The sequence below is a fragment of the Bacillus sp. JK74 genome (assembly GCF_053663395.1).
The window spans coordinates 237,117-261,652 of record NZ_JBSJQB010000003.1 but is presented as its reverse complement, the minus strand read 5'-3'; the positions used below and the strand labels follow the sequence as shown (position 1 = coordinate 261,652).

Here is a 24,536-nt window from a genome sequence, read left to right as displayed (position 1 = left end):
GGGTTTTTCATTACCGGCTGATCATTTTTTTAATGGCTCCCCATGCTTCATCTTTGCCTTTTTTCGTTTCAGAGGAAAATAAAATCAGCTCATCTTCAGGATCCATATCAAGCGTCTGTTTGACAACCTTTAAGTGCTTGTCCCATTTTCCTTTTGGAATCTTATCCGCTTTTGTCGCGATAACGATGACGGGAATGCCGTAATACTTCAGGAATTCATACATGTTCACGTCTTCAGCAGACGGCGCGTGCCTGAGGTCGACAATCTGCACGCAGGCTTTCAGCTCTTCGCGGGTCGTCATATAGGTTTCAATCATTCTCCCCCATGCTTCCCGCTCGCTTTTGGAAACTTTCGCAAATCCGTACCCGGGAACGTCGACAAAATGCAATTCATCATTGATGATGTAAAAGTTTAAAGTCTGTGTTTTCCCCGGTTTTGATGACGTTCTGGCCAAGTTTTTCCGATTGATTAATGAATTGATAAAAGATGACTTTCCTACATTTGATCTTCCCGCCAGCGCGATTTCCGGAAGCCCCCCATCTGGGTACTGCTCAGGTTTGACCGCGCTGATCACGATTTCTGACTTTGTGACTTTCATTTCTTCTCTCCTACTAAGGCATGTTCCAAAACGTCATCCAGGTGAGAAACGAATATAAACTTCAGTCCTTCTCTGACGCTTTCTGGAATATCCTCTATATCTTTTTCGTTATCTTTAGGCGCAATAATCGTGGTCAGGCCCGCTCTGTGCGCGCCGAGCGCCTTTTCTTTCAGTCCGCCGATCGGAAGCACGCGGCCCCGCAGCGTGATTTCTCCCGTCATACCGACTTCGCGTTTTACCGCACGGTCCGTTAATGCTGAAACGAGCGCCGTGGCCATCGTAATTCCGGCAGAAGGGCCGTCTTTCGGCACCGCTCCTTCAGGGACATGGATATGAATGTCATACTTCTCATGGAATTTCGGGTCGATTCCGAACTGTTCCGCTTTCGAGCGGACATAACTGAAAGCGGCCTGCGCTGATTCCCGCATGACATCTCCAAGCTTCCCGGTCAGAATCAGCTTTCCTTTTCCCGGTGACAATGACACTTCGATTGACAGCGTATCTCCGCCGACCGTCGTATACGCGAGCCCCGTGACAACCCCGATTTGATCTTCGGTTTCCGCCTGTCCGTATCTGAATATCCGTTTTCCGAGATAGTCGGCCAGATTTTTCTCTGTAACGGTAATGCGTTTTCTCTCCTCAGACACAATGGCTTTCGCAGCCTTTCGGCAAATGGCGGCAATCTGGCGTTCAAGCGTTCTCACGCCGGCTTCCCTCGTGTAGTAGCGGATGATGTCCGTAATCGCCTGATCCCGAATCTGCAGGCTGCTCTTTGTGAGCCCGTGCTCTTTGATTTGTTTCGGAAGCAGGTGGTCTTTCACGATCTCCAGCTTTTCGTTTTCAGTGTAGCCTGACAGGCTGATAATCTCCATTCTGTCTCTGAGAGGGCCCGGGATGGAAGCAAGGTTATTCGCAGTCGCGATAAACAGCACTTTCGATAAATCGAACGTCTCTTCAATATAGTGGTCGCTGAATGTGCTGTTTTGTTCCGGATCCAGCACCTCAAGCATCGCCGAAGACGGATCGCCTCTGAAATCAGACGACATTTTGTCGATCTCGTCGAGGAGAAAGACCGGATTTTGTTTGCCGGCTTTTTTCATTCCCTGGATAATCCGGCCCGGCATCGCCCCGACGTATGTGCGCCGGTGCCCGCGGATTTCAGACTCATCGCGCACTCCGCCCAGTGAAATTCTCACAAAACGGCGTCCCATGCTCGTACTGATTGATTTTGCAAGAGATGTTTTACCGACTCCCGGAGGTCCGGCGAGACAAAGAATCGGCCCTTTCAGCGTTTTCGTCAGCTGTTTCACGGCCAAATACTCCAAAATCCGCTCTTTCACTTTCTCTAAGCCGTGATGCTCTTTATCTAAGATTTCCCCGGCTTTTTTAATATCAAGTTTATCTTCTGTTTCATCCGACCACGGAAGGGCGATGAGCCAATCAATATAGTTGCGGATAACAGAGCTTTCCGCTGAGCTTGACGGCACTTTTTCGTAACGGTTTAATTCCTTAAGCGCCGTTTCTTTGACACGCTCAGGCATGCCTGCTTCTTCTATCTTTTCCGTGAGCGACTGAACTTCGCCGGTTTTTCCTTCTTTGTCGCCAAGCTCCTTCTGAATGGCTTTCATCTGTTCACGCAAATAGTATTCCTTTTGAGTGCGTTCCATCGAACGTTTGACGCGCTGACCGATTTTTTTCTCAATCTCCAGCACTTCTTTTTCATTATGAATGGAACGAATGACCTTATTCAGACGTTCTTTAATATCCGCCGTTTCTAAAATGTCCTGCTTGTCCTTTAATTTCAGCGGGAGATGAGAAGCGACGATATCCGCCATTCTGCCGGGCTCTTCAATATCAGTCACAGCCGCATACGTTTCTGCGGAGATTTTTTTAGAAATTTTTATGTACTGGTCAAAATGGTCCAGCAGCGTCCGCATAAGCGCTTCGTCTTCCACGTCTTTTGAATCATCCTCATGCATCAGCTGTATATCGACCGAAGTATAATCTTCGAGTTCGGTGTATTCAAGGATCTGCGCCCGCTGAATGCCTTCTACAAGCACTCTGATCGTACCGTTGGGCAGCTTCAGCATCTGTTTAATTTTTGTATAAGTGCCGACGGCGAAAATATCCTCTTCACCCGGTTCGTCTATCGAAATATCCTGCTGAGTGGCTAAAAAAATCATATGATCATGCATCATTGCCTGTTCAAGAGCCTGAACCGACTTGTCACGGCCTACATCTAAATGTAAAACCATTGTCGGGTATACCAATAAGCCTCTTAAAGGGAGGAGCGGGATGCTGCGTTTTGTATCTTCTGCCATGTGACTGACACCTCCGTGACTTTAGTATGAACCATTATAATACAACTTTTTCATCGTTGTACAATTCCGGGATCGGGCTTTAATCGGCTTATCCGCCTGCCCTGTATATAAAACAGTCTCTTCGTAGTATACCCTTTCTTTCTGTTCTGAAAAAGGAAAAGATGTCCTCCATAAAAAAACCCCATTATAAAAATGGGGTTTATACAGATTCTTTATTCATTTGGATATCAAACGGTTTTTGTTCTGAAGGAGGGTCAACCAATATGACGTCAAGCACTTCCTGGAACGTTTTTACCGCTTTAATGGTGATTCCGTCTATTCGTTTCAGAATGGACTGCTGATTTTCATATGGGATAATGACCGTTTTTGCTCCGGCCTGTTTTGCGGCTTTAATTTTCGGAATGACGCCGCCGATCGGTTTGACAAGCCCCGTCAGGCTGATTTCTCCCGTCATCGCCACCGTATGGTCGATCGGGATGCGGTGAATCGCGGAAAAAATCCCCGCGGCCATCGCGATACCTGCTGAAGGTCCGTCAATCGGGCCTCCGCCCGGAAAATTGACGTGAATGTCATAGTCTGAAGGTTTGATGCCCATTGTGCGGAGAACCGTCAGAACATTTTCCACAGATCCCTTCGCCATGCTTTTGCGGCGGATCGACTTCGATTGGCTGCCGATGCTTTCTTCCTCTGCAATTCCCGTGATATTCAGGCTTCCTTTGTCCTGCGCCGGTGTGACATTCACTTCGATTTCCAGCAATGCGCCGCTGTTCGGCCCGTAGACGGCGAGTCCGTTCACGATGCCGACTTGCGGTTCATCGGCGATTTTCTGCTCATTTTTAGGTGTGAGCTGACTGGAATGAACAACCCATTCTATATCTTCTGTCGTGATTTCTTTTCTGTCCTCAGTCACCGCCATGCCGGCGGCGATCTGGATCATATTGACGGCTTCACGTCCGTTTCTCGTATATGCGGTCAGCACGCTGAGAGCTTCATCAGAAATCTCTTTCTGAATTTTGTCGGCTGCTTTCTTCGCAACGATTTTAAGTTCATCCTTTTCCAGCTCGCGGAAAAATACTTCAAGACAGCGCGAACGGATGGCCGGCGGAATTTCAGTCGGCATTCTCGTTGTCGCTCCGATCAAACGGAAATCTGCCGGAAGCCCATTTTGAAAAATATCATGGATGTGATTCGGTATTTGCGTATTTTCTTCACTGTAATACGCACTGTCTAAAAATACTTTTCGATCTTCAAGCACCTTCAGCATTTTATTCATCTGAATCGGGTGAAGCTCGCCGATTTCATCAATAAACAATACCCCGCCGTGCGCATGAGTCACAGCCCCCTGTTTCGGCTGCGGAATGCCCGCCTGGCCCATCGCACCCGCTCCCTGATAAATCGGATCATGCACTGAACCGATAAGCGGATCGGCAATCCCCCGTTCATCAAACCGCGCGGTCGTCGCATCAAGTTCAACAAAAACAGCCTGCTTTTGAAACGGTGACTGTTTATGTTTTTTCGCTTCTTCCAATACCAGCCGCGCCGCAGCCGTTTTACCGACTCCCGGAGGACCGTAAATAATGACGTGCTGCGGGTTCGGTCCGCAAAGCGCTGCTTTTAACGCTTTAATTCCGTCTTCCTGGCCGACAATGTCCTGAAAGCTTTTCGGCCGCACCTTTTCTGATAAAGGTTCTGATAAACTGATGGCGCGCATTTTGCGCAGCTGTTCCATTTCCTTTTTTGATTCTTTATCTATCGTCACTTTTTGTGTTCGCTGGTTTTTGAGCAGATTCCAAAAATATAGTCCGATGACTATCCCGAAAAACAGCTGTACAAATAATGCGATCCCTGTCCAACTCATACTGGTCCCTCCTGAAAAAACGATTTATGTATCCAATTCATTCCTCTGTCCGCTAGTATCTCCCAGCAAAGCCCGGAATAAACATTTTCAGAAGGGTCAGGACAAGAAAAAAACCTCCTGATCAAATCGGGTCAGGAGGTTTTGTCGTGTTATGCTGATGTTTTATCTTGGCCAACAACAGTGCCGTCTTTTAATACAAGACGCGGCGCTTCACCGTCTGCGACTGTCGCTCCGGTAATGACACATTTTTCAATATCATCACGGGACGGCAGATCAAACATGACGTCAAGCATGATGCCTTCAATGATAGAACGCAGGCCGCGTGCGCCTGTTTTACGCTCGATCGCTTTTTTCGCAATTTCAGATAATGCCTCGCCTTCAAATTCAAGCTCGACATCATCAAGTTCTAACATTTTCTTGTATTGTTTGACGAGTGCGTTTTTCGGTTTAGTCAGAATTTCAACCAGTGCCGTTTCGTCAAGCTGCTCAAGGCTTGCAATGACAGGAAGACGGCCGATGAATTCAGGAATCAGACCGAAACGGAGCAAGTCTTCCGGGAGAACTTTAGAAAGCAGTTCTTCTTTTTCCAGGTCCGCCGCTTTATTATCTGAGCCGAAGCCGATGACTTTTTGTCCGAGACGGCGTTTGATGATTTGTTCAATGCCGTCAAATGCACCGCCGCAAATGAACAGAATGTTCGTCGTATCGATCTGGATGAATTCCTGATGAGGATGTTTACGTCCTCCTTGAGGCGGCACGCTTGCAACCGTTCCTTCAAGAATTTTCAGCAGCGCCTGCTGAACGCCTTCGCCTGATACGTCGCGTGTAATGGACGGGTTTTCAGATTTCCGCGCTACTTTATCGATTTCATCGATATAAATAATGCCTTTTTCTGCTTTTTCCACATCATAGTCTGCTGCCTGAATCAGCTTGAGGAGGATGTTTTCTACGTCCTCACCGACATATCCGGCTTCAGTCAGAGATGTAGCGTCCGCGATCGCAAACGGAACGTTCAGAATACGCGCAAGCGTCTGGGCAAGAAGTGTTTTCCCGCTTCCAGTCGGTCCGATTAAAGAAATATTACTTTTAGAAAGCTCAACATCATCCACTTTACTGTTGGAATTGATGCGTTTGTAATGGTTGTATACCGCAACCGCAAGTGATTTCTTCGCCTGATCCTGTCCGATGACATATTCATTCAGAATCTCACGGATTTCCTGCGGCTTCGGAACGTCTTTAAATTCGACTTCTTCTTCTGTACCAAGCTCTTCCTCTACGATTTCTGTACAGAGCTCAATACATTCGTCGCATATATATACACCCGGTCCTGCAACCAGCTTACGAACCTGATCTTGCGTTTTTCCGCAGAACGAGCATTTCAATTGTCCTTTTTCCTCGTTGAATTTAAACATTCTTTCACCCCTTAATCTTGTCTCACTTTTTCTTTTACCTGAAGGGCAAAAGAAAACGGTTCTTGCTACGATCGAGTATGTATTGCATTTTACCATACTTTCCAGTAAGACGGTAACAATGTGTTTCGCACTTGCACATTCTATATGTATGACGAAAAACAGCCCGGCAATGACTATCTTGCCCCAAGAAAAAGAGTTATATCATAATTGTACAAAACAAGGCACGAATTAATCGCGCCCTGTTTTATTATGTCTATTATTATGAACCATATTAACGGTTTTCTACAAGAAAATCAATTGCTTTTCGAACTTTTAAATCTTCTTTCATCGCGTCAGTTGAACCGATTGCCTGCTTGATGTTTTCAACCGGCATGTTGTAAGCTTCAGCCATTTTAGTCAGCTCAGCTTCAACTTCTTCGTCCGTTACTTCAAGGTTTTCAGCTTGAGCAATCGCTTCAAGAGTCAGGTTTGATTTTACGCGTTTTGCGGCATCTTCTTTCATTTGCTCTTTTAACGCGTTTTCGTCTTGGCCTGAGAATTGAGTGTAAAGCTCAAGGTTCATGCCTTGCATTTGCAGACGCTGTTCGAATTCTTTCAGCATGCGGTCAAGCTCAGTGTCGATCATCGCTTGAGGAACATCAGCTTCAGCGTTTTCAGATGCTTTCAGAACAAGCTCTTCACGCAATTTAGCGTCAGCTTCGTTTTCTTTTGCTTCTTCAAGGCGTTTTTTTGTTTTCTCAGTTAATTCAGCAAGCGTTTCAACTTCTTCGTCAATGTCTTTTGCGAATTCGTCATTAAGCTCAGGAAGCTCTTTCGCTTTGATTTCATGAATTTTCACTTTGAAAACAGCTGGTTTTCCGGCAAGCTCTTCAGCGTGATACTCTTCAGGGAATGTTACTTCAACATCCTTTTCAGCGCCTGCTTCAAGGCCTGTTAACTGCTCTTCGAAGCCCGGGATGAATGAACCTGATCCTACTTCAAGTGAGTAGTTCTCAGCTTTTCCGCCTTCAAACGCTTCGCCGTCAACGAAACCTTCGAAGTCAAGAACGACTGTATCGCCGTTTTCAACAGCGCCTTCTTCTTTCACGACAAGCTCAGCCTGACGCTCTTGAAGCGCTTTAAGTTCGTTTTGTACATCTTCGTCAGTAACGGCAGTGTCATCTTTTTCGATTCCTAAGCCTTTGTAATCGCCAAGTTTCACTTCCGGTTTTACAGTCACTTTTGCAGTGAAAATTAAGCTTTCGCCTTTTTCGATTTTTTCAACATCGATTTCAGGGCGGTCTACAGGCTCAATGCCGGCTTCTTCAACCGCTTTAGGGTATTCTACAGGAAGTAAAATATCTAAAGCATCCTGGTAAAGAGCTTCAACGCCGAAACGCTGTTCGAATAAACCGCGGGGAACTTTCCCTTTGCGGAATCCAGGAATAGAAACCTGTTTTACTACTTTTTTAAATGCATCATCAAGAGCTGTTTTGAACGTATCCGCATCAACTTCAACCGTTAATACGCCTTCGTTGCCTTCTTGTTTTTCCCATTTTACAGACATGTGTTTCCCTCCAAAAATCTATTCAGGTTGTGTCGGTCTTCCATTCTAAAGCAATCCGCGGCTTTGTCAAAGAAAAAACCGCTTTGAATCAGAATCATTATGTAATGAACTGGCAGCCTGTCCAACCGTAATTCTCATTTCAGTTAAACCGCTATACATAAATACAACCACTATATTATAACATAACACCTACTGCTTTCAACTATATGGTGTGATTTACAAATAAGAAATTTCTTCAATATCCTTAATCATCGTGCAGGCTTCTTCGAGTTCGCGGCTGTCAAACTCGTACATCATATGAAGTTCCTCCGGCTCAATGTCAATGCCGTGCATCTCGTAACCGACCTTATGAAGCGCAGCCGCCCATAAATCCGCGTTCAAAAACTTCGGCATAAAAGGGTGCAGGACGTACAGATGCCTTCTCCACAGCTCCTCGACGGCAGCGTATAATGTAGGGTTTTCATTGCCGAGCGTTTCATCAAGCACCCGAAGAACGCGATGCAAAATCGGAGCTGCATCAGGCTGAACCGTTTCACTCGGAACCGCGGTCATTGAATCGCCGAATTTTGTAATATGAACCGGCTTGCTGTAGTCATGCTCCGCCATCAGCGTCAAAATCATCGTCTTGATAAGCGGATGCGCGCCCGGATCTTGAAGAATTGTTTTTAAGAGACCCGTGTATTTTGCAATATTGCGGTCTTTAAGAGAATGAATCAGATTCATTTGTTCAGCGGGGCTGTTCAGCACTTTTTCCGCATCAAGAATGTCCTCGTATTCCTCCTCCCACGCCTCATCCTGCTGATCGGGATCGGTCATTTTGCGGCTGAATTCGAGCAGCCGGTAGAATTGCTCCGCACTTTCTGCGGGCAGCTGGTTTTCTTCCAGCACAGCTTCAATTGTGCTTTTGACTTCTTCATATTGTTTCAGCTGAATTAAAATGGTCATGTACACCTGCAGCACGGTGAAATAATGGCCGTACCCTTCATTCAGCATTTTCTCGCAAACTTGTTTTGCTTCTTCCAATTCCCCGAGTTCCAGAAAACAAATCGCCATGCCTAAATGTACGTCGGACTCGGTATCGCCGTGGCTTACCGCCTCTGAAAACAGTTCGAGGGCCTCCTCATACTGTTTATCCTTCATGGCGGCCATCCCTTTATCAACCAAGCGTTCTTTCAGACGGGGGAAAGGAATGATATCAGCTTTTTTCTTGTCATGCGTCATACTTTATTTCCTTTCAGGCGCTATTTTGTTCAAGTGTATCAACACGCGTCATGAAACACAAGAAAGGATGATGCACACGGTAAAAAAAGCTGCCGGACAGATGCCGGGCAGCTTTTTTCAGGCTTGAAGCCATGAACTCCTTTTCGATTCAAACTGCTGAATGTCGTCCTCCAGCAGAAGTGTTAATGAAATTTCATCATAACCGTTAATCAGCATTTCCTTCCAGTGAGGATCGACTTCAAATGAAATCTCTTTTCCTTCACTGTCATGAATGAGCTGGTTTTCCAAATCAACCGTCATGTTAAGAGACTGATTTTCATATTGGCCGGCGAGTTTTTTCCACTGATCATACGGCATACGGATGGGAAGCATACCGTTTTTAAAACAGTTTTGATGAAAAATATCGGCAAATGACGGAGCAATGATGATTTTGAAGCCGTAATCATCCAACGCCCAAGGAGCGTGTTCACGGGATGATCCGCAGCCGAAATTCTCTCCGGCAATTAATATGGACGCGCCTTCATAGACTTTACGGTTTAATTCAAATTCAGGGTCAGGCTCACCGTTCTCAAGGTATCTCCAATCAAAAAACGCGAATCTGCCGTATCCGGTTCTTTCAATTCTTTTCAAAAACTGTTTCGGAATAATCTGGTCCGTATCGACGTTGATCCGGTTTAAGACGGCCGCTTTTCCCGTATGCGTTTTTAAAGGTTCCATCTTTTCGCGCACTCCTTACACAACTGTTTTTTCTTGATAAAACTTTCTTACATCGACGAAATGCCCGTGAATGGCCGCCATTGCCGCCATCGCCGGGCTGACAAGGTGTGTTCTCGCGCCTTTTCCCTGTCTGCCTTCGAAGTTGCGGTTGGAAGTGGAAGCGCATCGTTCCCCTTCAGGCACGACATCATTATTCATACTGAGGCACATGCTGCAGCCTGATTCTCTCCATTCAAAGCCGGCCTCGAGAAACACGCGATGCAGCCCTTCTTCCTCGGCCTGCTGTTTCACGCTTTGAGAACCCGGCACCACAATGGCTCTGACGCTGTCGGCGACTTTTCGGCCTTTGATCATATCCGCAGCCTGGCGAAGATCGGTCATCCGCGAATTTGTACAGGAGCCGATAAACACATGCTCGACTTTAATATCTTCAATTTTTTGATTCGGTGAAATTCCCATGTATTCGTACGCGCGGATGGCTTCTTTTTTACCGTCTTCAGAATCAATCGTTTCCGGCGCCGGTATTTGGGCATCGACCGGAAGAACCATGCCGGGATTGACGCCCCATGTTACCATTGGAGAAATCTCGCTGCCGTCTAACACGATGGAATGATCGTATACGGCGCCCGGATCGGTTTTTAACGCTTTCCATTCTGCGGCGGCTTTTTCAAATTCCTCGCCTTTTGGCGCGTATTTACGGTTTTTACAGTATTCAATCGTCGTGTCATCTGGAGCGATCAGTCCCGCCCGTGCTCCCGCTTCTATTGACATATTGCAGACGGTCATGCGTTCGTCCATAGACATGTTTCTGAATACTTCCCCGGTGTATTCAATGACATATCCGGTACCGAATTTCACCCCGTATTTTCCGATGACCGACAAGATGACATCCTTCGCTGTCACTCCTTTTTGGAGCGTTCCGTCAACGCGGATTTCAAGCGTTTTCGGCCGCTGCTGCCATAATGTCTGTGTGGAAAGAACATGTTCCACCTCACTTGTGCCGATACCGAAGGCAAGCGCTCCGAACGCGCCGTGAGTCGATGTATGGCTGTCTCCGCAAACGATCGTTTTTCCCGGAAGTGTCAGACCAAGCTCAGGCCCGACCACGTGAACGATCCCCTGGTCTGCGCTGTGAAGATCCGCAAGACGGACGCCGAACTCCTCGCAATTCCGTTCAAGCGCGGTTACTTGGCGCTTTGCGACTTCATCTTTAATGTCAAAACGGTTGACGGTCGGAATATTGTGGTCCATCGTCGCGAATGTGTTCTGCGGCCGTCTGACCTTTCTTCCCTTCTGCCTTAACCCTTCAAACGCCTGAGGAGACGTAACCTCATGAATGAGGTGCAGATCAATATAGAGAAGGTCGGGTTTTCCTTCACCGCTTTTTACAACATGCCGATCCCAAATCTTTTCGATGATTGTTCGAGGCATCATCTTTGTTTCCTCCCTCTACCTATGAACTAAGACCGCTTTCTTTAAAGCGTCACACTATAGATTTTGTATTCGAGCCGGCTAATGCGGCTTTTACTTTTTCAGTAATGTCATGCGTTCCGGCATATTGGCCGTCCCGGGCGATATCACGTGTACGGCTGCCATCTGCAAGCACCTTTGCGACCGCTCTTTCCACCGCCTGCGCTTCGTTTTCAAGTCCGAAAGAAGTTCTCAAAAGCATCGCCGCTGATAAAATCGCCGCAAACGGATTGGCCATCCCTTTACCGGCGATGTCAGGCGCAGATCCATGCACGGGTTCAAACAAGTGAAGACCTGAACTTGATAAACTGGCTGACGGCAGCATGCCGAGCGAGCCTGTCAGCATTGAGGCTTCATCGCTTAAAATATCGCCGAACATATTCTCTGTTACGATGACGTCAAACTGGCTCGGAGCGTAGATGAGCTGCATCGCGGCATTATCGACAAGCATATGTTCAAGCGTCACATCAGGAAATTCTTTTGCGATTTCATCTGCCGTTTCCCGCCACAGCCTGCTTGAAGAAAGCACATTCGCCTTATCAACGGACGTCACTTTTCCTTTTCTGCCGGCAGCCATCTTAAAGGCTTCTCTGACAACGCGTGCGATTTCTTCTTTCTTATAAAAAAGGGTATCGACCGCTTCCTTTTCTCCCGCTTCATTGACATACTGTCTGCTCGGTTCTCCGAAGTAGAGGCCGCCCGTCAGTTCCCTGACGATTACAAAGTCGACGCCGCTGATATATTCTTTTTTCAGCGGAGACGCCTCAGACAGGCTTTCAAATACGGTCACGGGACGCAGATTCGCAAACAGGCCGAGTTTTTTTCTGATGCCGAGCAGGCCTTTTTCCGGTCTGAGCTCCGGAGGATTTTGGTCCCATTTCGGTCCGCCGACTGCCCCGAGCAGGATGGCGTCGGATCTTTCACAAAGAGCCACCGTCTCCTCAGGAAGGGGGTTTTGATGGGCGTCAATGGCTGCTCCCCCGATCAGTCCGTTTTCAAATTCAAATTCATGTCCGAATTGTTCGGCAACGCTTTTCAATACATCTGCCGCTGATTCCGCCACTTCCGGTCCGATTCCGTCACCGGGAAGCAAAGCAATGCGTTTTTTCAAATCAAACGTTCTCCTTTCTATTACGAGCCGACCGCAGTCCGTCTCTTTAATCCGTCTAAATTGCAATCCAGCACCAACTGCCGGTTCACGGCGTTCAAATAAGCTTTAGCAGAAGCTTCCAGAACATCCTGCGCGATTCCCCGCCCTGATGTTTCTTTTCCGTTCACGGTCACTCTGACATAAACTTGAGCCAGCGCGTCTTCGCCTTTCCGGTTGGATTGGATGCGGTAGTCTGTCAGTTCAATATTTTTATCGATGCAGCGCCCGAGCGTATTATAAACGGCTTCTACGCTGCCCGCCCCCGTTGCCGCCTCTTGCATCAGCTGTTCGTTTTCCTGATTCTTCAAAGAGACTGTTGCAGTCGGCACCTGAGACGTCCCGTAATGCACTTGCAGAGACAGAAATTCATAGCCGATTTTTTTGTCCGTCACTTTTTCTTCTAAAATAAGAGAAATCAAGTCATCATCGGTGATTTCTTTTTTCTTTTCGGTCAGTTCTTTAAACATCGTAAAAAATTTATTGATTTCCTCACTATCAAACTGGAATCCAAGCGCATTCAGGCGGTCTTTGAACGCATGGCGTCCGGAATGCTTTCCGAGTACGAGCGCATCAGCAGTCACGCCGACAAGTTCCGGTGAAATGATTTCATATGTTGATTTTTCTTTCAGGAAACCGTCTTGGTGAATGCCGGATTCATGTGCGAAAGCGTTATCTCCGACGATTGCTTTATTGCGGGGAACGGCCATGCCCGTCAGTTTGCTGACAAGATCACTCGTCCGCTTCAATTCATGAAGATTGAGAGATGAATCGGCTTGATGCGCGTCATTTCTGACATGAAGCGCAACGGCGATTTCCTCTAGCGCGGCGTTCCCGGCTCTTTCTCCTATGCCGTTAATGGCGCATTCAATTTGATCAGCGCCGTTCTCAATTGCCGAAAGTGAGTTGGCAACCGCCATTCCGAGATCATCGTGGCAATGGGCTGAGAGCTTTACCCGGCTGATATTCGGAACGTGTTCCTTCATATATTTAAAGATGTTTCCGTATTCAGCCGGCGTCAGGTAACCTACAGTGTCCGGCAGGTTGATGACGCTCGCGCCGGCATCAATCACTTCTTCTACGATTTCAGCCAGAAACGGAAGTTCGGTGCGGCATGCGTCTTCTGCTGACCATTGAACGATCGAAAAGCGTTCTTTTGCATACTTCACCATTTCAACCGCTTTTTTCTTAACCTCTTCCCGCGTCATTTTCAGCTTATGCTTCAGATGAATGTCAGAGGTGGCGATAAAGATGTGAATGCGCGGGCTGGCCCCGTCTTTCAGCGCTTCCCAGGCTGCGTCGATATCACCTTTGACAGATCGGGCAAGCCCTGTTACCGAACAATTTTTAATCGTTCTTGCGATTTCCTGCACGGCTAAAAAATCACCTCGGGATGAAGCGGGAAATCCCGCTTCAATAATGTCCACCCCGAGTCTTTCAAGCTGCTTGGCTATCGCCAGTTTCTCCCGGGAATTGAGGTTGACCCCGGGAGATTGTTCACCGTCACGAAGGGTCGTGTCGAAAACATTAATTTTGCGCAACGGAGACCACCGCTTCCTTCTTCTTGCCTTGTTTGACAAACGGCATCATTTCACGAAGCTGTCTGCCGACCTTTTCAATCTGATGCTCGTTTTCGCTTGCATTGATCGCATTGAAACGAGGACGGTTCACTTGGTTTTCCACGATCCATTCTTTTGCGAATGTACCGTTTTGAATATCCGTTAATACTTGTTTCATCGATTCTTTTACCTTCGCATCGACTACGCGCGGTCCTGATACAAAGTCTCCCCATTGAGCCGTATCGGAGATAGAGTATCTCATGCCCGCCAATCCTTCTTCATACATCAAGTCTACGATCAGCTTCAGTTCGTGCAGACACTCGAAGTATGCGAGTTCAGGCTGGTAGCCGGCTTCTGTCAGCGTTTCAAAACCCGCTTTGACAAGCGCCGTTAAACCTCCGCACAGAACAGCCTGCTCACCGAACAAATCTGTTTCCGTTTCTTCCTTAAATGTTGTTTCAAGAACCCCCGCACGCGCTCCGCCGATTCCTTTTGCATAAGCAAGAGCCGTATCTTTCGCTTCGCCTGATACATCCTGGTAGATGGCAAACAATGCCGGTACGCCCGCGCCTTGTTCATATGTTCTTCTGACAAGGTGTCCAGGTCCTTTAGGGGCGACAAGGAATACATCCACATCAGCAGGAGGCACGATCTGATGGAAATGGACGTTAAATCCGTGTGCGAATACCAATGACTTGCCCGCCGTCAATTCATCTTTGATTTCAGCTTCATATACTTTTTGCTGCTGTTCATCCGGAAGAAGAACCATAATGATATCAGCCTGCGCAGCCGCTTCTCTTACCGAAAAGACTTGATGACCGTCTTCTTGGGCCTGTGTAAATGATTTGCCTTGTCTGACGCCGACAATGACATCAATTCCGCTTTCTTTTAAGTTCAGCGCGTGTGCATGACCTTGTGAACCGTAACCGATAATCGCTACTTTTTTACCTGCCAATACGTTCTCTTTGATATCACCGTTATAATATACTTTTACCATTTTAATCTCTCCCTTTTTTGTGTTATACAATTGAAATTGTTTTATTGGATGACGCCTTCTGCTGGGTTCCCCTCGCAAAAGCCGTTGTGCCCGTTCTCGCGATTTCTTTAATTCCGTAAGGTTTGAGAAGCTCTATGAGCGCTTCGATTTTATTAGATTCGCCGGTAACCTGAACGACGATGCTGTCTCTTGAGACATCAACGACAGAAGCTCTGAACGGCTCAATGATTCCATTGATTTCCGTTCTGGCCGACGGTGCGGAAACAACTTTGATTAATGCCAGCTCACGCTGTACAATCGATTGGTTTGTAATATCCGTCACTTTCAGGACGTCAATTTGTTTGTTAAGCTGCTTTGTCAGCTGCTCTACGTCATTTTCGCCTTCCACATGGACGACAAATGTAATCCTTGAAACACCGCTTGTTTCCGTGTGGCCTACAGTGATGCTTTCGATATTATAGTGTCTTTTTGTAAACAGGCCGGTGATCCGGTTTAATACCCCCGAGCGGTTGACCACCGTTAATGTGATAATGCGTTTCAAGGTTTCACCCCCACCATTTCATGAAGTCCTTTACCCGGCGCGATCATCGGGAATACTTTCTCGCTTTTGGCGACCCGGACGTCAATAACGGCCGGTTCTTTTGATGAAAGCGCCTTTTTAAGCTCTTCTTCCGCCTCTTCTTCCGATGAAATCCGGACGCCTTTAATGCCGTAGGCTTCTGACAATTTGACAAAGTCAGGCTGCGCCGAGAATTTGGATTCAGAATAGCGTTCTTCATAGAAGATTTCCTGCCACTGTCTGACCATGCCCAGACATTCGTTGTTCAAGATAACCACTTTGACAGGAAGATTCAGCTGCCGGATGACATCTAATTCCTGAAGGGTCATCTGGAAACCGCCGTCTCCGAGGATGGCAACGACCGTGGCGTTACGATCGGCCAGCTGCGCTCCGATAGCCGCCGGAAGGCCGAAGCCCATTGTGCCGAGCCCCCCCGAGGTCACCCACTTATCAGCCTTTCGGAAAGGATAAAACTGAGCCGCCCACATCTGGTGCTGGCCGACATCCGTCGCCACAATCGCCTCACCGTTTGTGAATTGGTGAATATACTCAATCAGCTTTTGGGGTTTCAAGCCCTCTTCTCTGTCGTCTGTATACCAAAGGGGATATTCTTCTTTCCATTCTGAAAGCTGCTGTTTCCATTCCTCTGTCTGTCCCTGTTTTCCGTTTTGCTTCAATAATTCCTGAAGGACGATTTTACTGTCGCCGACCACCGGAATCTGCGTTTCAATAATTTTTCCGATTTCAGCAGGATCAATATCGATATGCGCTACTTTGGCCGATTTTGCAAAATGCTTCAGATTTCCGGTCACGCGGTCATCAAACCGCGCTCCTATGCTGATCAGCAAGTCACAGTGGTAAAGCGCCATATTCGCTGTGTATGTGCCGTGCATCCCCGCCATTCCCAGAAAAAGAGGATGGTCTGCCGGGAAACCGCCCAGACCGAGAAGCGTGTGCGCTACCGGAATTTGCTGCTGTTCGGCATAATTTTTTAAATCTTCTGAAGCTTTACCATGCAAAACACCCGCTCCGGCTAAAATAACCGGCTTTTTCGCACTGCTGACAGCTTCCACGAGCTTTCGGATCTGCAGATAGTTAGGCTCTTTTACCGGCTGATAACCCGGAAGATTGATCTCGTGATCATATCTGAATTCTCCTTCAAATGCTGCGACATCCTTCGGTATATCAATTAATACCGGGCCCGGTCTTCCCGTCGTGGCGATATGGAACGCCTCTTTAATCACACGAGGGAGATCTTCCGGACGGCGGACTTGGTAGCTGTGTTTCGTAATCGGCATCGTAATTCCTAAAATGTCGGCTTCCTGGAAAGCGTCGCTGCCGATGACCGAAGTGGCCACCTGACCGGTAAACACTACGAGCGGCAGTGAATCAATCATCGCATCCGCAAGACCGGTAACTAAATTTGTCGCTCCGGGTCCGGAGGTAGCAATCACAACCCCCGGCTTTCCGGAGACTCTCGCATACCCTTCTGCCGCATGGATCGCGCCTTGCTCGTGGCGGGGCAGGATGTGAACCAATCCTGATTGATACAGTTTATCGTAAATCGGAAGGACGGCTCCCCCCGGATAGCCGAAGATCATCTCGACATTTTCTTTCTTTAATGATTCAATCAGCATCAGAGCCCCGTTCATTGTTTTTGTACAATCGGCAGACAAAGAATCCGCCTGTACATTTGTGCCCATTTTCAGTTCCTCCTTTTCAATGTTCCCTTCTAAAATCCAATTCATAAAACGCAGCGCCGGCTGACGCAAATAAAAAAGCCTTCCCACCCACATTCAGCCAAGCATTTCATGCGATAGCCAAAAGGGGCGAAAAGGCTTTGCTCTCCGCGGTACCACCCTTGTTTACGGTCATATGCAGACCGTCTCATGGATAATGATTATCCGTTTTGATAACGAGTAAACATTGCGTTCACTCGGCCGAGTCCTACTCTTTACATTTCAGACCGGCACTCTGAGGGGAGTTCACTTTGATTTGTTTTACCGGCTCTCAGCGTTACCGGCTCTCTGTGAAAAACTTCAGCAAAGCTACTTATCCTCTTCTGCGCTTTTTATTATGGCAGCTCTTTTATTAAAAAAGAACCTTCATTTGTTTGTTTTTTCAGTGTTTTATGATTTTTCTTTTTAGCGTGAATCATTTATTTATTTTTGTTTGAACTCATATTACGCCCGTTTGCAGACAGTGTCAACAGCATTTTTATAATTATTAGACAATTTAGATTAATCAATCTACTTTGTATACGCTTTCATTACTGGTACAAAGGGATCTGTAAATATTAAAAGTTTTTATCATTTTTTTATTAATCTCTCAAGATTACATGAAATTTTTCCGTTCATATACGAATATGTCACATTTTATTACACGATTTTTCTCTGTCCTTCCGGCATGCTTGTCAGATATTCCGTTCGATTGAACAGGCTCTTTATACAGACATACGCATACACTGTTCTTATCTCGTAAGAAATGAGTGATGTCATGAATAAGATGTTATCAGGCATGCAGGGCCTGCCTCCTGGATTTCCGCCTTTACCGGTCTTACCGCCGCAGTCTTACTATCCTCCGGCCCCGATGCATACAGCACCATATCAAGGCGGCCCTTCTTTTCAGCAGGGATTCCCGTCATCCGGATACGGACAGCAGACCCCGCAAAGCACGCTGTCATTCGCCGGACAGCAATTCGTTCCGTACCCTTATACATCCGGGTACTACGGCCAAACCTTCAGTGACGTCGGCGGAAGCCTCGGCGCCGGGGCACATCCCGGCGCGCTCGGAGGCGGTTTCAGCGGCCATGCCGGGGGCTTCAGCGCTCCGAGCGGATTCAGATGATACAAAAACCGGTCTCACACGGCCGGTTTCTTTTCTTATTCACAGAGTATAACGGTCATTCCACTGATTCATTTCCTGCTCCGTATAGTAATCAGCCCTTGAAACCTCAACAATGATTAAACCGCATTGAGTGATTAAAAATTGTTTCAGTTCCTCAAACAGCTCGTCTTTTCCGCAAAAGATCGTTTCTATATTGTGATTTTTATATGCAAATGCGTACTTCAAAAGCTAATTCCTCCTGCTGTCTTTCTAACAATCACCGACAAAACGTATGATAGAAATCAGATAATTTATCACTCAAGGGCGCCTTAAGTATCTTTATACATATATTTATTACGGTAAATATTACATTAAGTTTCATTTATATTAAAATTACTTTACAATTTTCATCAAATACGGAACTTTTGTTTCGTAAAATAAAAATAAAATACAAAAAAACCTCAAACCCATTGTCAGGGCTTGAGGTTTTTTATACGTCCCAGGAGAGATTCGAACTCCCGACCGACGGCTTAGAAGGCCGTTGCTCTATCCGGCTGAGCTACTGGGACATGAAAACAAATATCTGCTGATTATTTTACCATGATATCAGCGAATTGACAATATAGTCATCCGATAAAAAAGGCCAGCGGCATCAGTTTTCACTCTGATGTCACCAGCTCTTTTTTTGTACGTCCCAGGAGAGATTCGAACTCCCGACCGACGGCTTAGAAGGCCGTTGCTCTATCCAGCTGAGCTACTGGGACAGCTTTTGCTTTATGTATCAGCGACAAGATTTATTATATACAGGTTCAAATCATAAGTCAATATTTTTTTAAAAACTTTTGATGGGGAAGAATGAAATCTCCCCCATCACTTGTTAAAAACTGATTGTATTCCCCAAGTCCTTCAATTCCCGACCCGTTTCGTCGTAAAATGTCACGGCGCCTTCTCTTTCTGTAAGAGTAAGAATGGCATAGCTTTTCACATTGCGGACTCTCGGAAGACGAATGCTGCCCGGATTAATCAAAAGCTTGCCCCGAAGCACTTCACTCCCGGCAATATGTGAGTGGCCGAAGCAGACGATATCCGCCCCAAGCTCTTCCGCCCGGTAAAAAACAGTTAAAAGTGACTGTTTAATGCCGTGAAGATGCCCGTGAACGGCCAGAATTTTCTTTGAGCCGGCGTCCAGAAGGAGTTCATCCTGAAACCCGCCGCCAAAGTCGCAATTGCCTTTTACCGTGTGATACGGCGTGAGCGCCGGATGTGCGGCGTCAAGCTCTGAATCACCGCAATGAATCATCAGATCCGCTTCGTCTTCGTGCCGCTTTGCAATCGTCTCCAGCTCGTCTTCAAGGCCGTGACTGTCACTTATTATCAGCACTTTCATTGCATACGCTCCCCCTTATGAATCAAGCAGCTTTGACAGTTTCTTGAGCGCCTCAGCCCTGTGGCTGATTTTGTTTTTCTCAGCGCTTGTCAGCTGGGCCATGGTTTTATCTTTATCTTTTACAATAAAAATGGGATCATAGCCGAACCCGTTATCTCCTTCGGGTCCTTCCGCAATATACCCTTCAACATGACCTTCGACCGTTTTTGTTTCCTGCCCCGGCATGCTGACGGCAAGGGCGCAGCGGAAACGGGCCGTGCGCTGCTCTTTTTCGATGCCTTTTAATTCTGACAGCACCTTGTCCATATTCGCCTTATCATCTTTTGCTTCTCCGGCATAACGGGCTGAATAAACGCCCGGTCTGCCTCCAAGGTTGTCCACTGATAAACCGGAGTCGTCTGCAATGACCATTTTGTTGACGGCTTTTGCCACGGCTTCCGCTTTTAAGATGGCGTTTTCTTCAAAGGTATGTCCGGTTTCCTCAATTTCTTCCGTAAATCCGATTTCCGCCAAAGAAGAGACGCTGTAGCCTTTCGGTTCGAGTATTTCCTTGAATTCTTTCACTTTTCCCTGATTGTGTGTCGCAATAATGACTTCTTTCACGCTGATCAGGCCCCTCTTTCTTATTTCAGTTCAGGCAATGTTTCTCCCAGCACTTCTTTTTGCTTTTGAATAAGCGTCTGGATTCCTTTTTCGGCAAGGCTTAACAGTCCGTTTAAATCTTCACGGGAGAATGTGGCTTCTTCGCCCGTCCCTTGAAGCTCTACAAAACGTCCGCTTCCCGTCATGATGATATTCATGTCGACTTCAGCCGCCGAATCCTCTTCATAATTCAGATCTAAAAGAAGGCCTTCTTCTTTATCCATCCCGACAGAAATGGCCGCGAGATAATCTGTCACGGGAGAGGTTTTGATAACGCCGCTTTTTACGAGTTTGCCGGTCGCAATGGCCATTGCCAAGAATGCGCCGGTAATGGAAGCCGTTCTTGTTCCGCCGTCAGCTTGAATGACGTCACAGTCGATCCAGATCGTCCGTTCGCCGAGCTTCTCCAAATCAACGACGGCCCGGAGCGCGCGCCCGATCAGCCGCTGAATTTCCATCGTTCTGCCGGAGACCTTTCCTTTTGAAGATTCTCTTATCGTTCTTTGATTCGTCGCGCGGGGAAGCATGCTGTATTCCGCTGTGATCCAGCCTTTTCCTCCGCCGCGTAAAAATGGCGGCACCCGGTCTTCCACAGATGCATTACAGATGACCTTTGTATTTCCCGCTGTAATTAAAACAGAGCCTTCCGGGTGAGTGATAAAATCCAAATCAAATGTGATAGGGCGCAGCTCATCGTGCTGTCTTCCGTCGTGTCTCATATTTTACCTCCGATTATATGTACATAAACCTTTTGTTCCGGATTGTGAATAAAGAAAGAGGCAGCCGGAACGCTAACCTCTTTTTTACTAGTATATCAAAAATCGCAAATTAAAAACTACCCGTATTCACTTGTGCCGGCCTCGAAACAGGTTTTGAAAGGGATTCTCCTTTTTCATTCACCAGTTCTGATTTTCCATTTACTTTTATAGAAACACTTTTAATCGACGGCTGTTCGGTTAACGTGAGAACGATGCTGTCCAGTACGCCCGATGACACCATTTTTGTTTTTTCGTCGGCGCTTCCGTAAATAGAGCTGTTAAAGTCCAGTGTAACCTGGCCGTCTTTCACTTTCGGCTTGCTGAGAAGCTTAACATCGTTATTAAAGTCCGTCAAAAGCCCGCTTGCTTTGCCCGGTCCGTCGGTGAGCTGTTCAACGGCAGCCGTGATGTCATTTGTTTCCGAATTGTCAATCCGTTTTGTAACAGGCACGTAGTATTCGCTTGTCTCTGTTTCCGCCAGATAATATACAGTCAGCGGATGGGTGTCTGTCAGATCATTCACTCCGGCCGTTTCAATATTAATCCCGTCTTTTCTGCTTAAGTCGCCCGTAATCGGCGTGCCGCCCACCGGCATTTCTTTCAATTCGTGCCCGTTGATTCTGATTTTGACTTTATCTATTGAGCTGAATTGGGTAAGCGTCCATGTAATCGATTGCAGGATTTTTTGTTCGTCTTCTTTTTTATAGTTTTTAAATTCCTTCGAAAAATCAGCGACGGCAGTTCCATCTTTTTTAATATCGACATTTACCGTCGTATCCGCAGGGAGCACCGCTCTGAAGCCGTTCGGCAGGATTTCTGATACAGGCCCTCCCTGAACCAAGTACTCAAGGGCCTGCTTTGCGGTTCCCTCACTGTTCGGAAGAGGCAGTGTCTGTGCTGCGACATAGCCGTTTTTATCAATCAGATACAGTTCTCGCATGACTGTATTGGCCGGCTGGTCGGCTTTAGAAGTGCCGTTTTTCTCTGACTGCTTTGGTTTTGCCTGAATTCCCGCTTCATCCTTTACATATGAAATGTCTTGAGGCGGGTCAATTTCCCCGGCTGTTTTATCGGATTGAAACAAACCGCATCCAGATAACACAAAAGCCGAAGTAAGACATGTTGCAGCAATAACTGCAGGTCCTTTTTTCAGCATACTTTTCCCTCCTAAGGCTGTTTGTACTATGATGTATACGAGCCCTGTCCGGGAAATAGACCGGGAAGCGCAAAAAAACCCGCCGTAAACAGCGGGGTTTTTTTGATTTATTTTCTGACCGGCTCTTGAAGGGAGATGCACTCGACATGGCCGATTTCGTGGCCGAACCAGTCTTCGGCAATTTTTGCGAAGCCGTTCCGCTCTCCCGTTGTAAGAAATTGATGCTCCGGTGCATGTTTCGATTGGTTTAACAAACCTTTATAAGACAAGATGGTGCTCACTTCTCTCGCCGTCTCGTCTCCGGAGGAAATGATTTTCACATGCTCTCCCATATAATTCTGAATCGGGTCTTTTAAAATCGGATAATGCGTACATCCTAAAATCAAGGTGTCAATTGATGTACCTTTTAAAGGTTCAAGCGATGCTTCAACCGCTTCCTCCGCTGATTCCTGAAGAAACCGTCCGCTTTCCACAAACGGCACGAGCAGCGGACAAGCCGTGTTCTCAACTTGAAGTTCTGCGTTTAACCCGAGCAGCGCCTGCTCATATGCTCTGCTTTTAATGGTATTGACCGTGCCGATGACGCCGATATGCTGGTTTTTCGTGACCTTTATCGCCGTTCTCGCACCCGGCTGAATGACGCCGACAACCGGAATATCCGTTTTACGCTGAATATCCTCCAAGGCAATGGCCGTGGCCGTATTACAGGCGATCACGAGCATTTTGATATGGTGGTTTTCCAGCAGGTAATCGGTCATTTCCCACGTGTATTGAAGAACTTCTTCTTCAGGACGCGGGCCGTACGGGCAGCGTTTTGTATCTCCCACATAGATGATATTTTCCTTCGGTAGCTGTCTCATGATTTCCTTAGCAACGGTTAACCCGCCAACCCCGGAATCAATGACTCCTATCGGCTGTTCCAACAAAATCGCCTCATTTTCTTTTCATTTCATGCTGCAGTTTCAATAATGATTTTTCGAAAGCGGCTGTTTCTTCTTCGGAAAATGTCGCAAACATATCCCGCAAATAAGCCTGTCTTTTCAAAATCACTTCTTGGATAATGCGTTCTCCTTCAGCGAGAAGATGAATTCTGACGACCCGTCTGTCAGCCGGGTCTTTGACCCGCTCGACAAGCTTATTTTTTTCCATGCGGTCTATCAGATCCGTCGTCGTGCTGCAAGCCAAATACATTTTGCCTGATAATTCGCCTATTGTCATATCCCCCAATTCATAAAGCCATTGAAGCCCCACGAATTGCGGCGGTGTAATTGCATATTGGTTAAGGATTTCTCTTCCTTTTTGTTTAATGATCGCAGCGATATGGCGGAGTGATTTTTCGATATCCGCAACATGCTCTACAGATTTTGATGTCATTTGTCCATCCCTCACTCAAGGATCTTTCTGGGCTATGCGCTCCGTGTCTATTTTCCTTCTTTTTTTAAGAAAATGCAAGACTGACGGAGAAAAAGGAAAAACCGGGATTTTCACCGCATGCCCATCAGCCCGGGCGCCAACGCAAATAACCGGCTCCTTCTCGTAAAGAAGGAAAACCGGCAAGAATCAGAGCTCTAGCTCACCCATTCTAAGAAGCTCGACAACAGCTTGCGAACGCCCTTTCACACCTAACTTCTGCATGGCATTTGAAATGTGATTCCGTACAGTTTTTTCACTGATAAATAGCTCGCTTGCAATTTCCTTTGTTGTCTTGTCTTGAACGAGCAATTCGAATACTTCTCTTTCTCTTTTGGTCAGCAGCGGCTTTGATTGAAAATCTTTCTCCTTCAAGTATTGTAACCCTCCTTGCTAAGGTGAGAGCGAATCTGAAACGAATGGGTTTATATAGTCAAGATATCATATGTAAAGGGCGCTTCGGAGGTGACGTCTCTTAGAGAAATAGTTATCCGTTCAGGCGAGCAGAATGCCTTTCTCCCGCTCCGTCCAGCTGACCGCTTTGCCGCTTTTCTTCGACACTTGAACCATAACGACGGAACCTGTAAAGCACGGCAGGCCCGACTCATTTTCTCCAAGGTAATGAAGGGTGACGGACGCATTTCCGGCAGCGCTTGCTTTCACATAAATCCGCAGATTTTCATACGGCATCACCTGACGCATATAGTCGCACTGCTGGCTTGCGACGACCGTCATCGTTTCCGAGTTTTGCGCCGTCATGCCCCGCTGTTTAAAATAAGCGATCCGTGCTTCTTCAAAATAGATGAAAGGGGTTACATTATTCATATGGCCGAACATATCCGTTTCTGAAAAACGAACCGATACTTCAGTAAAGAAAGAAAACGACTGTCTCCATTCTTCAAACGGGATATCAATATATTGCGGTTGTTTCATCACCTTCAGCTCCTTATAA

The 24,536-nt window shown here is 46.8% G+C and carries 23 protein-coding genes, 2 tRNA genes and 1 other annotated feature; of the genes, 1 reads left to right on the top strand and 24 read right to left on the bottom strand.

The genetic code is table 11. The features are described 5' to 3' along the window. Positions 1-10: 10 nt before the first annotated feature. The 13 genes from yihA to ilvB form a co-directional block, all read right to left on the bottom strand. Positions 11-598, bottom strand: coding sequence for a ribosome biogenesis GTP-binding protein YihA/YsxC (gene yihA, locus ACWJJ5_RS11450; protein ID WP_003152626.1), 588 nt, complete (start codon positions 596-598; stop codon positions 11-13). Then, the gene (gene lon, locus ACWJJ5_RS11445; protein ID WP_454022411.1) at positions 595-2,919 is read right to left on the bottom strand and encodes an endopeptidase La; all 2,325 of its coding nucleotides are present in this window, start codon (positions 2,917-2,919) and stop codon (positions 595-597) included. Before lon ends, yihA begins: the two co-directional genes overlap by 4 nt. A gap of 199 nt (positions 2,920-3,118) precedes the next feature. Further along, complete coding sequence (gene lonB / locus ACWJJ5_RS11440; protein ID WP_003152622.1) at positions 3,119-4,777, bottom strand: ATP-dependent protease LonB; 1,659 nt, start codon at positions 4,775-4,777, stop codon at positions 3,119-3,121. A gap of 149 nt (positions 4,778-4,926) precedes the next feature. Further along, positions 4,927-6,189 (bottom strand): ATP-dependent protease ATP-binding subunit ClpX, encoded by a 1,263-nt coding sequence (clpX, locus tag ACWJJ5_RS11435; RefSeq protein ID WP_003152620.1) that lies wholly within the window; start codon positions 6,187-6,189, stop codon positions 4,927-4,929. A 271-nt stretch (positions 6,190-6,460) separates the two neighbouring features. Next, positions 6,461-7,735 carry a trigger factor gene (gene tig / locus ACWJJ5_RS11430; protein WP_003152618.1) on the bottom strand — a complete coding sequence of 425 codons (1,275 nt, stop codon included), beginning with the start codon at positions 7,733-7,735 and terminating at the stop codon, positions 6,461-6,463. A 216-nt stretch (positions 7,736-7,951) separates the two neighbouring features. Next, positions 7,952-8,956 (bottom strand): DNA damage checkpoint antagonist DdcA, encoded by a 1,005-nt coding sequence (ddcA, locus tag ACWJJ5_RS11425; RefSeq protein ID WP_070082174.1) that lies wholly within the window; start codon positions 8,954-8,956, stop codon positions 7,952-7,954. A gap of 117 nt (positions 8,957-9,073) precedes the next feature. Further along, positions 9,074-9,673 carry a 3-isopropylmalate dehydratase small subunit gene (gene leuD / locus ACWJJ5_RS11420; protein WP_007408146.1) on the bottom strand — a complete coding sequence of 200 codons (600 nt, stop codon included), beginning with the start codon at positions 9,671-9,673 and terminating at the stop codon, positions 9,074-9,076. 15 nt (positions 9,674-9,688) lie between these two features. Continuing rightward, on the bottom strand, positions 9,689-11,107 hold the full coding sequence (gene leuC / locus ACWJJ5_RS11415) for a 3-isopropylmalate dehydratase large subunit (RefSeq protein ID WP_007408145.1): 1,419 nt from the start codon (positions 11,105-11,107) through the stop codon (positions 9,689-9,691). Between the two features lie 49 nt (positions 11,108-11,156). Further along, positions 11,157-12,254: a 3-isopropylmalate dehydrogenase gene (leuB, locus tag ACWJJ5_RS11410; protein ID WP_146284273.1), complete on the bottom strand. Its 1,098-nt coding sequence runs from the start codon at positions 12,252-12,254 to the stop codon at positions 11,157-11,159. Between the two features lie 20 nt (positions 12,255-12,274). Beyond that, positions 12,275-13,831 (bottom strand): 2-isopropylmalate synthase, encoded by a 1,557-nt coding sequence (locus ACWJJ5_RS11405; protein ID WP_454022410.1) that lies wholly within the window; start codon positions 13,829-13,831, stop codon positions 12,275-12,277. Then, positions 13,818-14,846, bottom strand: a complete 1,029-nt coding sequence (gene ilvC / locus ACWJJ5_RS11400; RefSeq protein ID WP_007408142.1) for a ketol-acid reductoisomerase — start codon at positions 14,844-14,846, stop codon at positions 13,818-13,820. The genes ACWJJ5_RS11405 and ilvC overlap by 14 nt, the downstream gene beginning before the upstream one ends. A gap of 22 nt (positions 14,847-14,868) precedes the next feature. Next, the gene (ilvN, locus tag ACWJJ5_RS11395; protein WP_003152598.1) at positions 14,869-15,387 is read right to left on the bottom strand and encodes an acetolactate synthase small subunit; all 519 of its coding nucleotides are present in this window, start codon (positions 15,385-15,387) and stop codon (positions 14,869-14,871) included. Further along, a complete protein-coding gene (gene ilvB / locus ACWJJ5_RS11390) occupies positions 15,384-17,108 on the bottom strand; it encodes an acetolactate synthase large subunit (RefSeq protein ID WP_060387298.1) in 1,725 nt (574 codons plus the stop codon). Before ilvB ends, ilvN begins: the two co-directional genes overlap by 4 nt. A gap of 119 nt (positions 17,109-17,227) precedes the next feature. Continuing rightward, positions 17,228-17,479 (bottom strand) — a binding site (T-box leader). Between the two features lie 422 nt (positions 17,480-17,901). Between ilvB and ACWJJ5_RS11385 the strand changes: the two genes are divergently transcribed. After that, on the top strand, positions 17,902-18,252 hold the full coding sequence (locus ACWJJ5_RS11385; RefSeq protein ID WP_020954258.1) for a hypothetical protein: 351 nt from the start codon (positions 17,902-17,904) through the stop codon (positions 18,250-18,252). A 39-nt stretch (positions 18,253-18,291) separates the two neighbouring features. Here the strand turns inward: ACWJJ5_RS11385 and ACWJJ5_RS11380 are convergent, their stop codons facing one another. The 11 genes from ACWJJ5_RS11380 to ACWJJ5_RS11330 form a co-directional block, all read right to left on the bottom strand. Further along, complete coding sequence (locus tag ACWJJ5_RS11380) at positions 18,292-18,477, bottom strand: hypothetical protein (RefSeq protein WP_007408136.1); 186 nt, start codon at positions 18,475-18,477, stop codon at positions 18,292-18,294. A 249-nt stretch (positions 18,478-18,726) separates the two neighbouring features. Further along, a tRNA-Arg gene (locus ACWJJ5_RS11375) sits at positions 18,727-18,800 on the bottom strand. A 121-nt stretch (positions 18,801-18,921) separates the two neighbouring features. Then, a tRNA-Arg gene (locus ACWJJ5_RS11370) sits at positions 18,922-18,995 on the bottom strand. Between the two features lie 113 nt (positions 18,996-19,108). Then, complete coding sequence (locus ACWJJ5_RS11365; protein WP_038459402.1) at positions 19,109-19,618, bottom strand: YfcE family phosphodiesterase; 510 nt, start codon at positions 19,616-19,618, stop codon at positions 19,109-19,111. Between the two features lie 15 nt (positions 19,619-19,633). Beyond that, positions 19,634-20,230, bottom strand: coding sequence for an XTP/dITP diphosphatase (locus ACWJJ5_RS11360; RefSeq protein WP_095315571.1), 597 nt, complete (start codon positions 20,228-20,230; stop codon positions 19,634-19,636). Between the two features lie 11 nt (positions 20,231-20,241). Beyond that, complete coding sequence (gene rph / locus ACWJJ5_RS11355) at positions 20,242-20,979, bottom strand: ribonuclease PH (protein ID WP_003152583.1); 738 nt, start codon at positions 20,977-20,979, stop codon at positions 20,242-20,244. 109 nt (positions 20,980-21,088) lie between these two features. Beyond that, positions 21,089-22,174: a GerMN domain-containing protein gene (locus tag ACWJJ5_RS11350; RefSeq protein WP_003152582.1), complete on the bottom strand. Its 1,086-nt coding sequence runs from the start codon at positions 22,172-22,174 to the stop codon at positions 21,089-21,091. A gap of 107 nt (positions 22,175-22,281) precedes the next feature. Further along, positions 22,282-23,100 (bottom strand): glutamate racemase, encoded by an 819-nt coding sequence (gene racE, locus ACWJJ5_RS11345; RefSeq protein ID WP_012118125.1) that lies wholly within the window; start codon positions 23,098-23,100, stop codon positions 22,282-22,284. Between the two features lie 7 nt (positions 23,101-23,107). Beyond that, complete coding sequence (locus ACWJJ5_RS11340; protein ID WP_003152580.1) at positions 23,108-23,548, bottom strand: MarR family winged helix-turn-helix transcriptional regulator; 441 nt, start codon at positions 23,546-23,548, stop codon at positions 23,108-23,110. A 186-nt stretch (positions 23,549-23,734) separates the two neighbouring features. Next, positions 23,735-23,959 (bottom strand): spore germination transcription factor GerE, encoded by a 225-nt coding sequence (gene gerE / locus ACWJJ5_RS11335; protein WP_003152579.1) that lies wholly within the window; start codon positions 23,957-23,959, stop codon positions 23,735-23,737. Positions 23,960-24,079: 120 nt separating this feature from the next. Further along, positions 24,080-24,517 (bottom strand): acyl-CoA thioesterase, encoded by a 438-nt coding sequence (locus ACWJJ5_RS11330; protein ID WP_003152577.1) that lies wholly within the window; start codon positions 24,515-24,517, stop codon positions 24,080-24,082. Between the last annotated feature and the right edge of the window lie 19 nt (positions 24,518-24,536).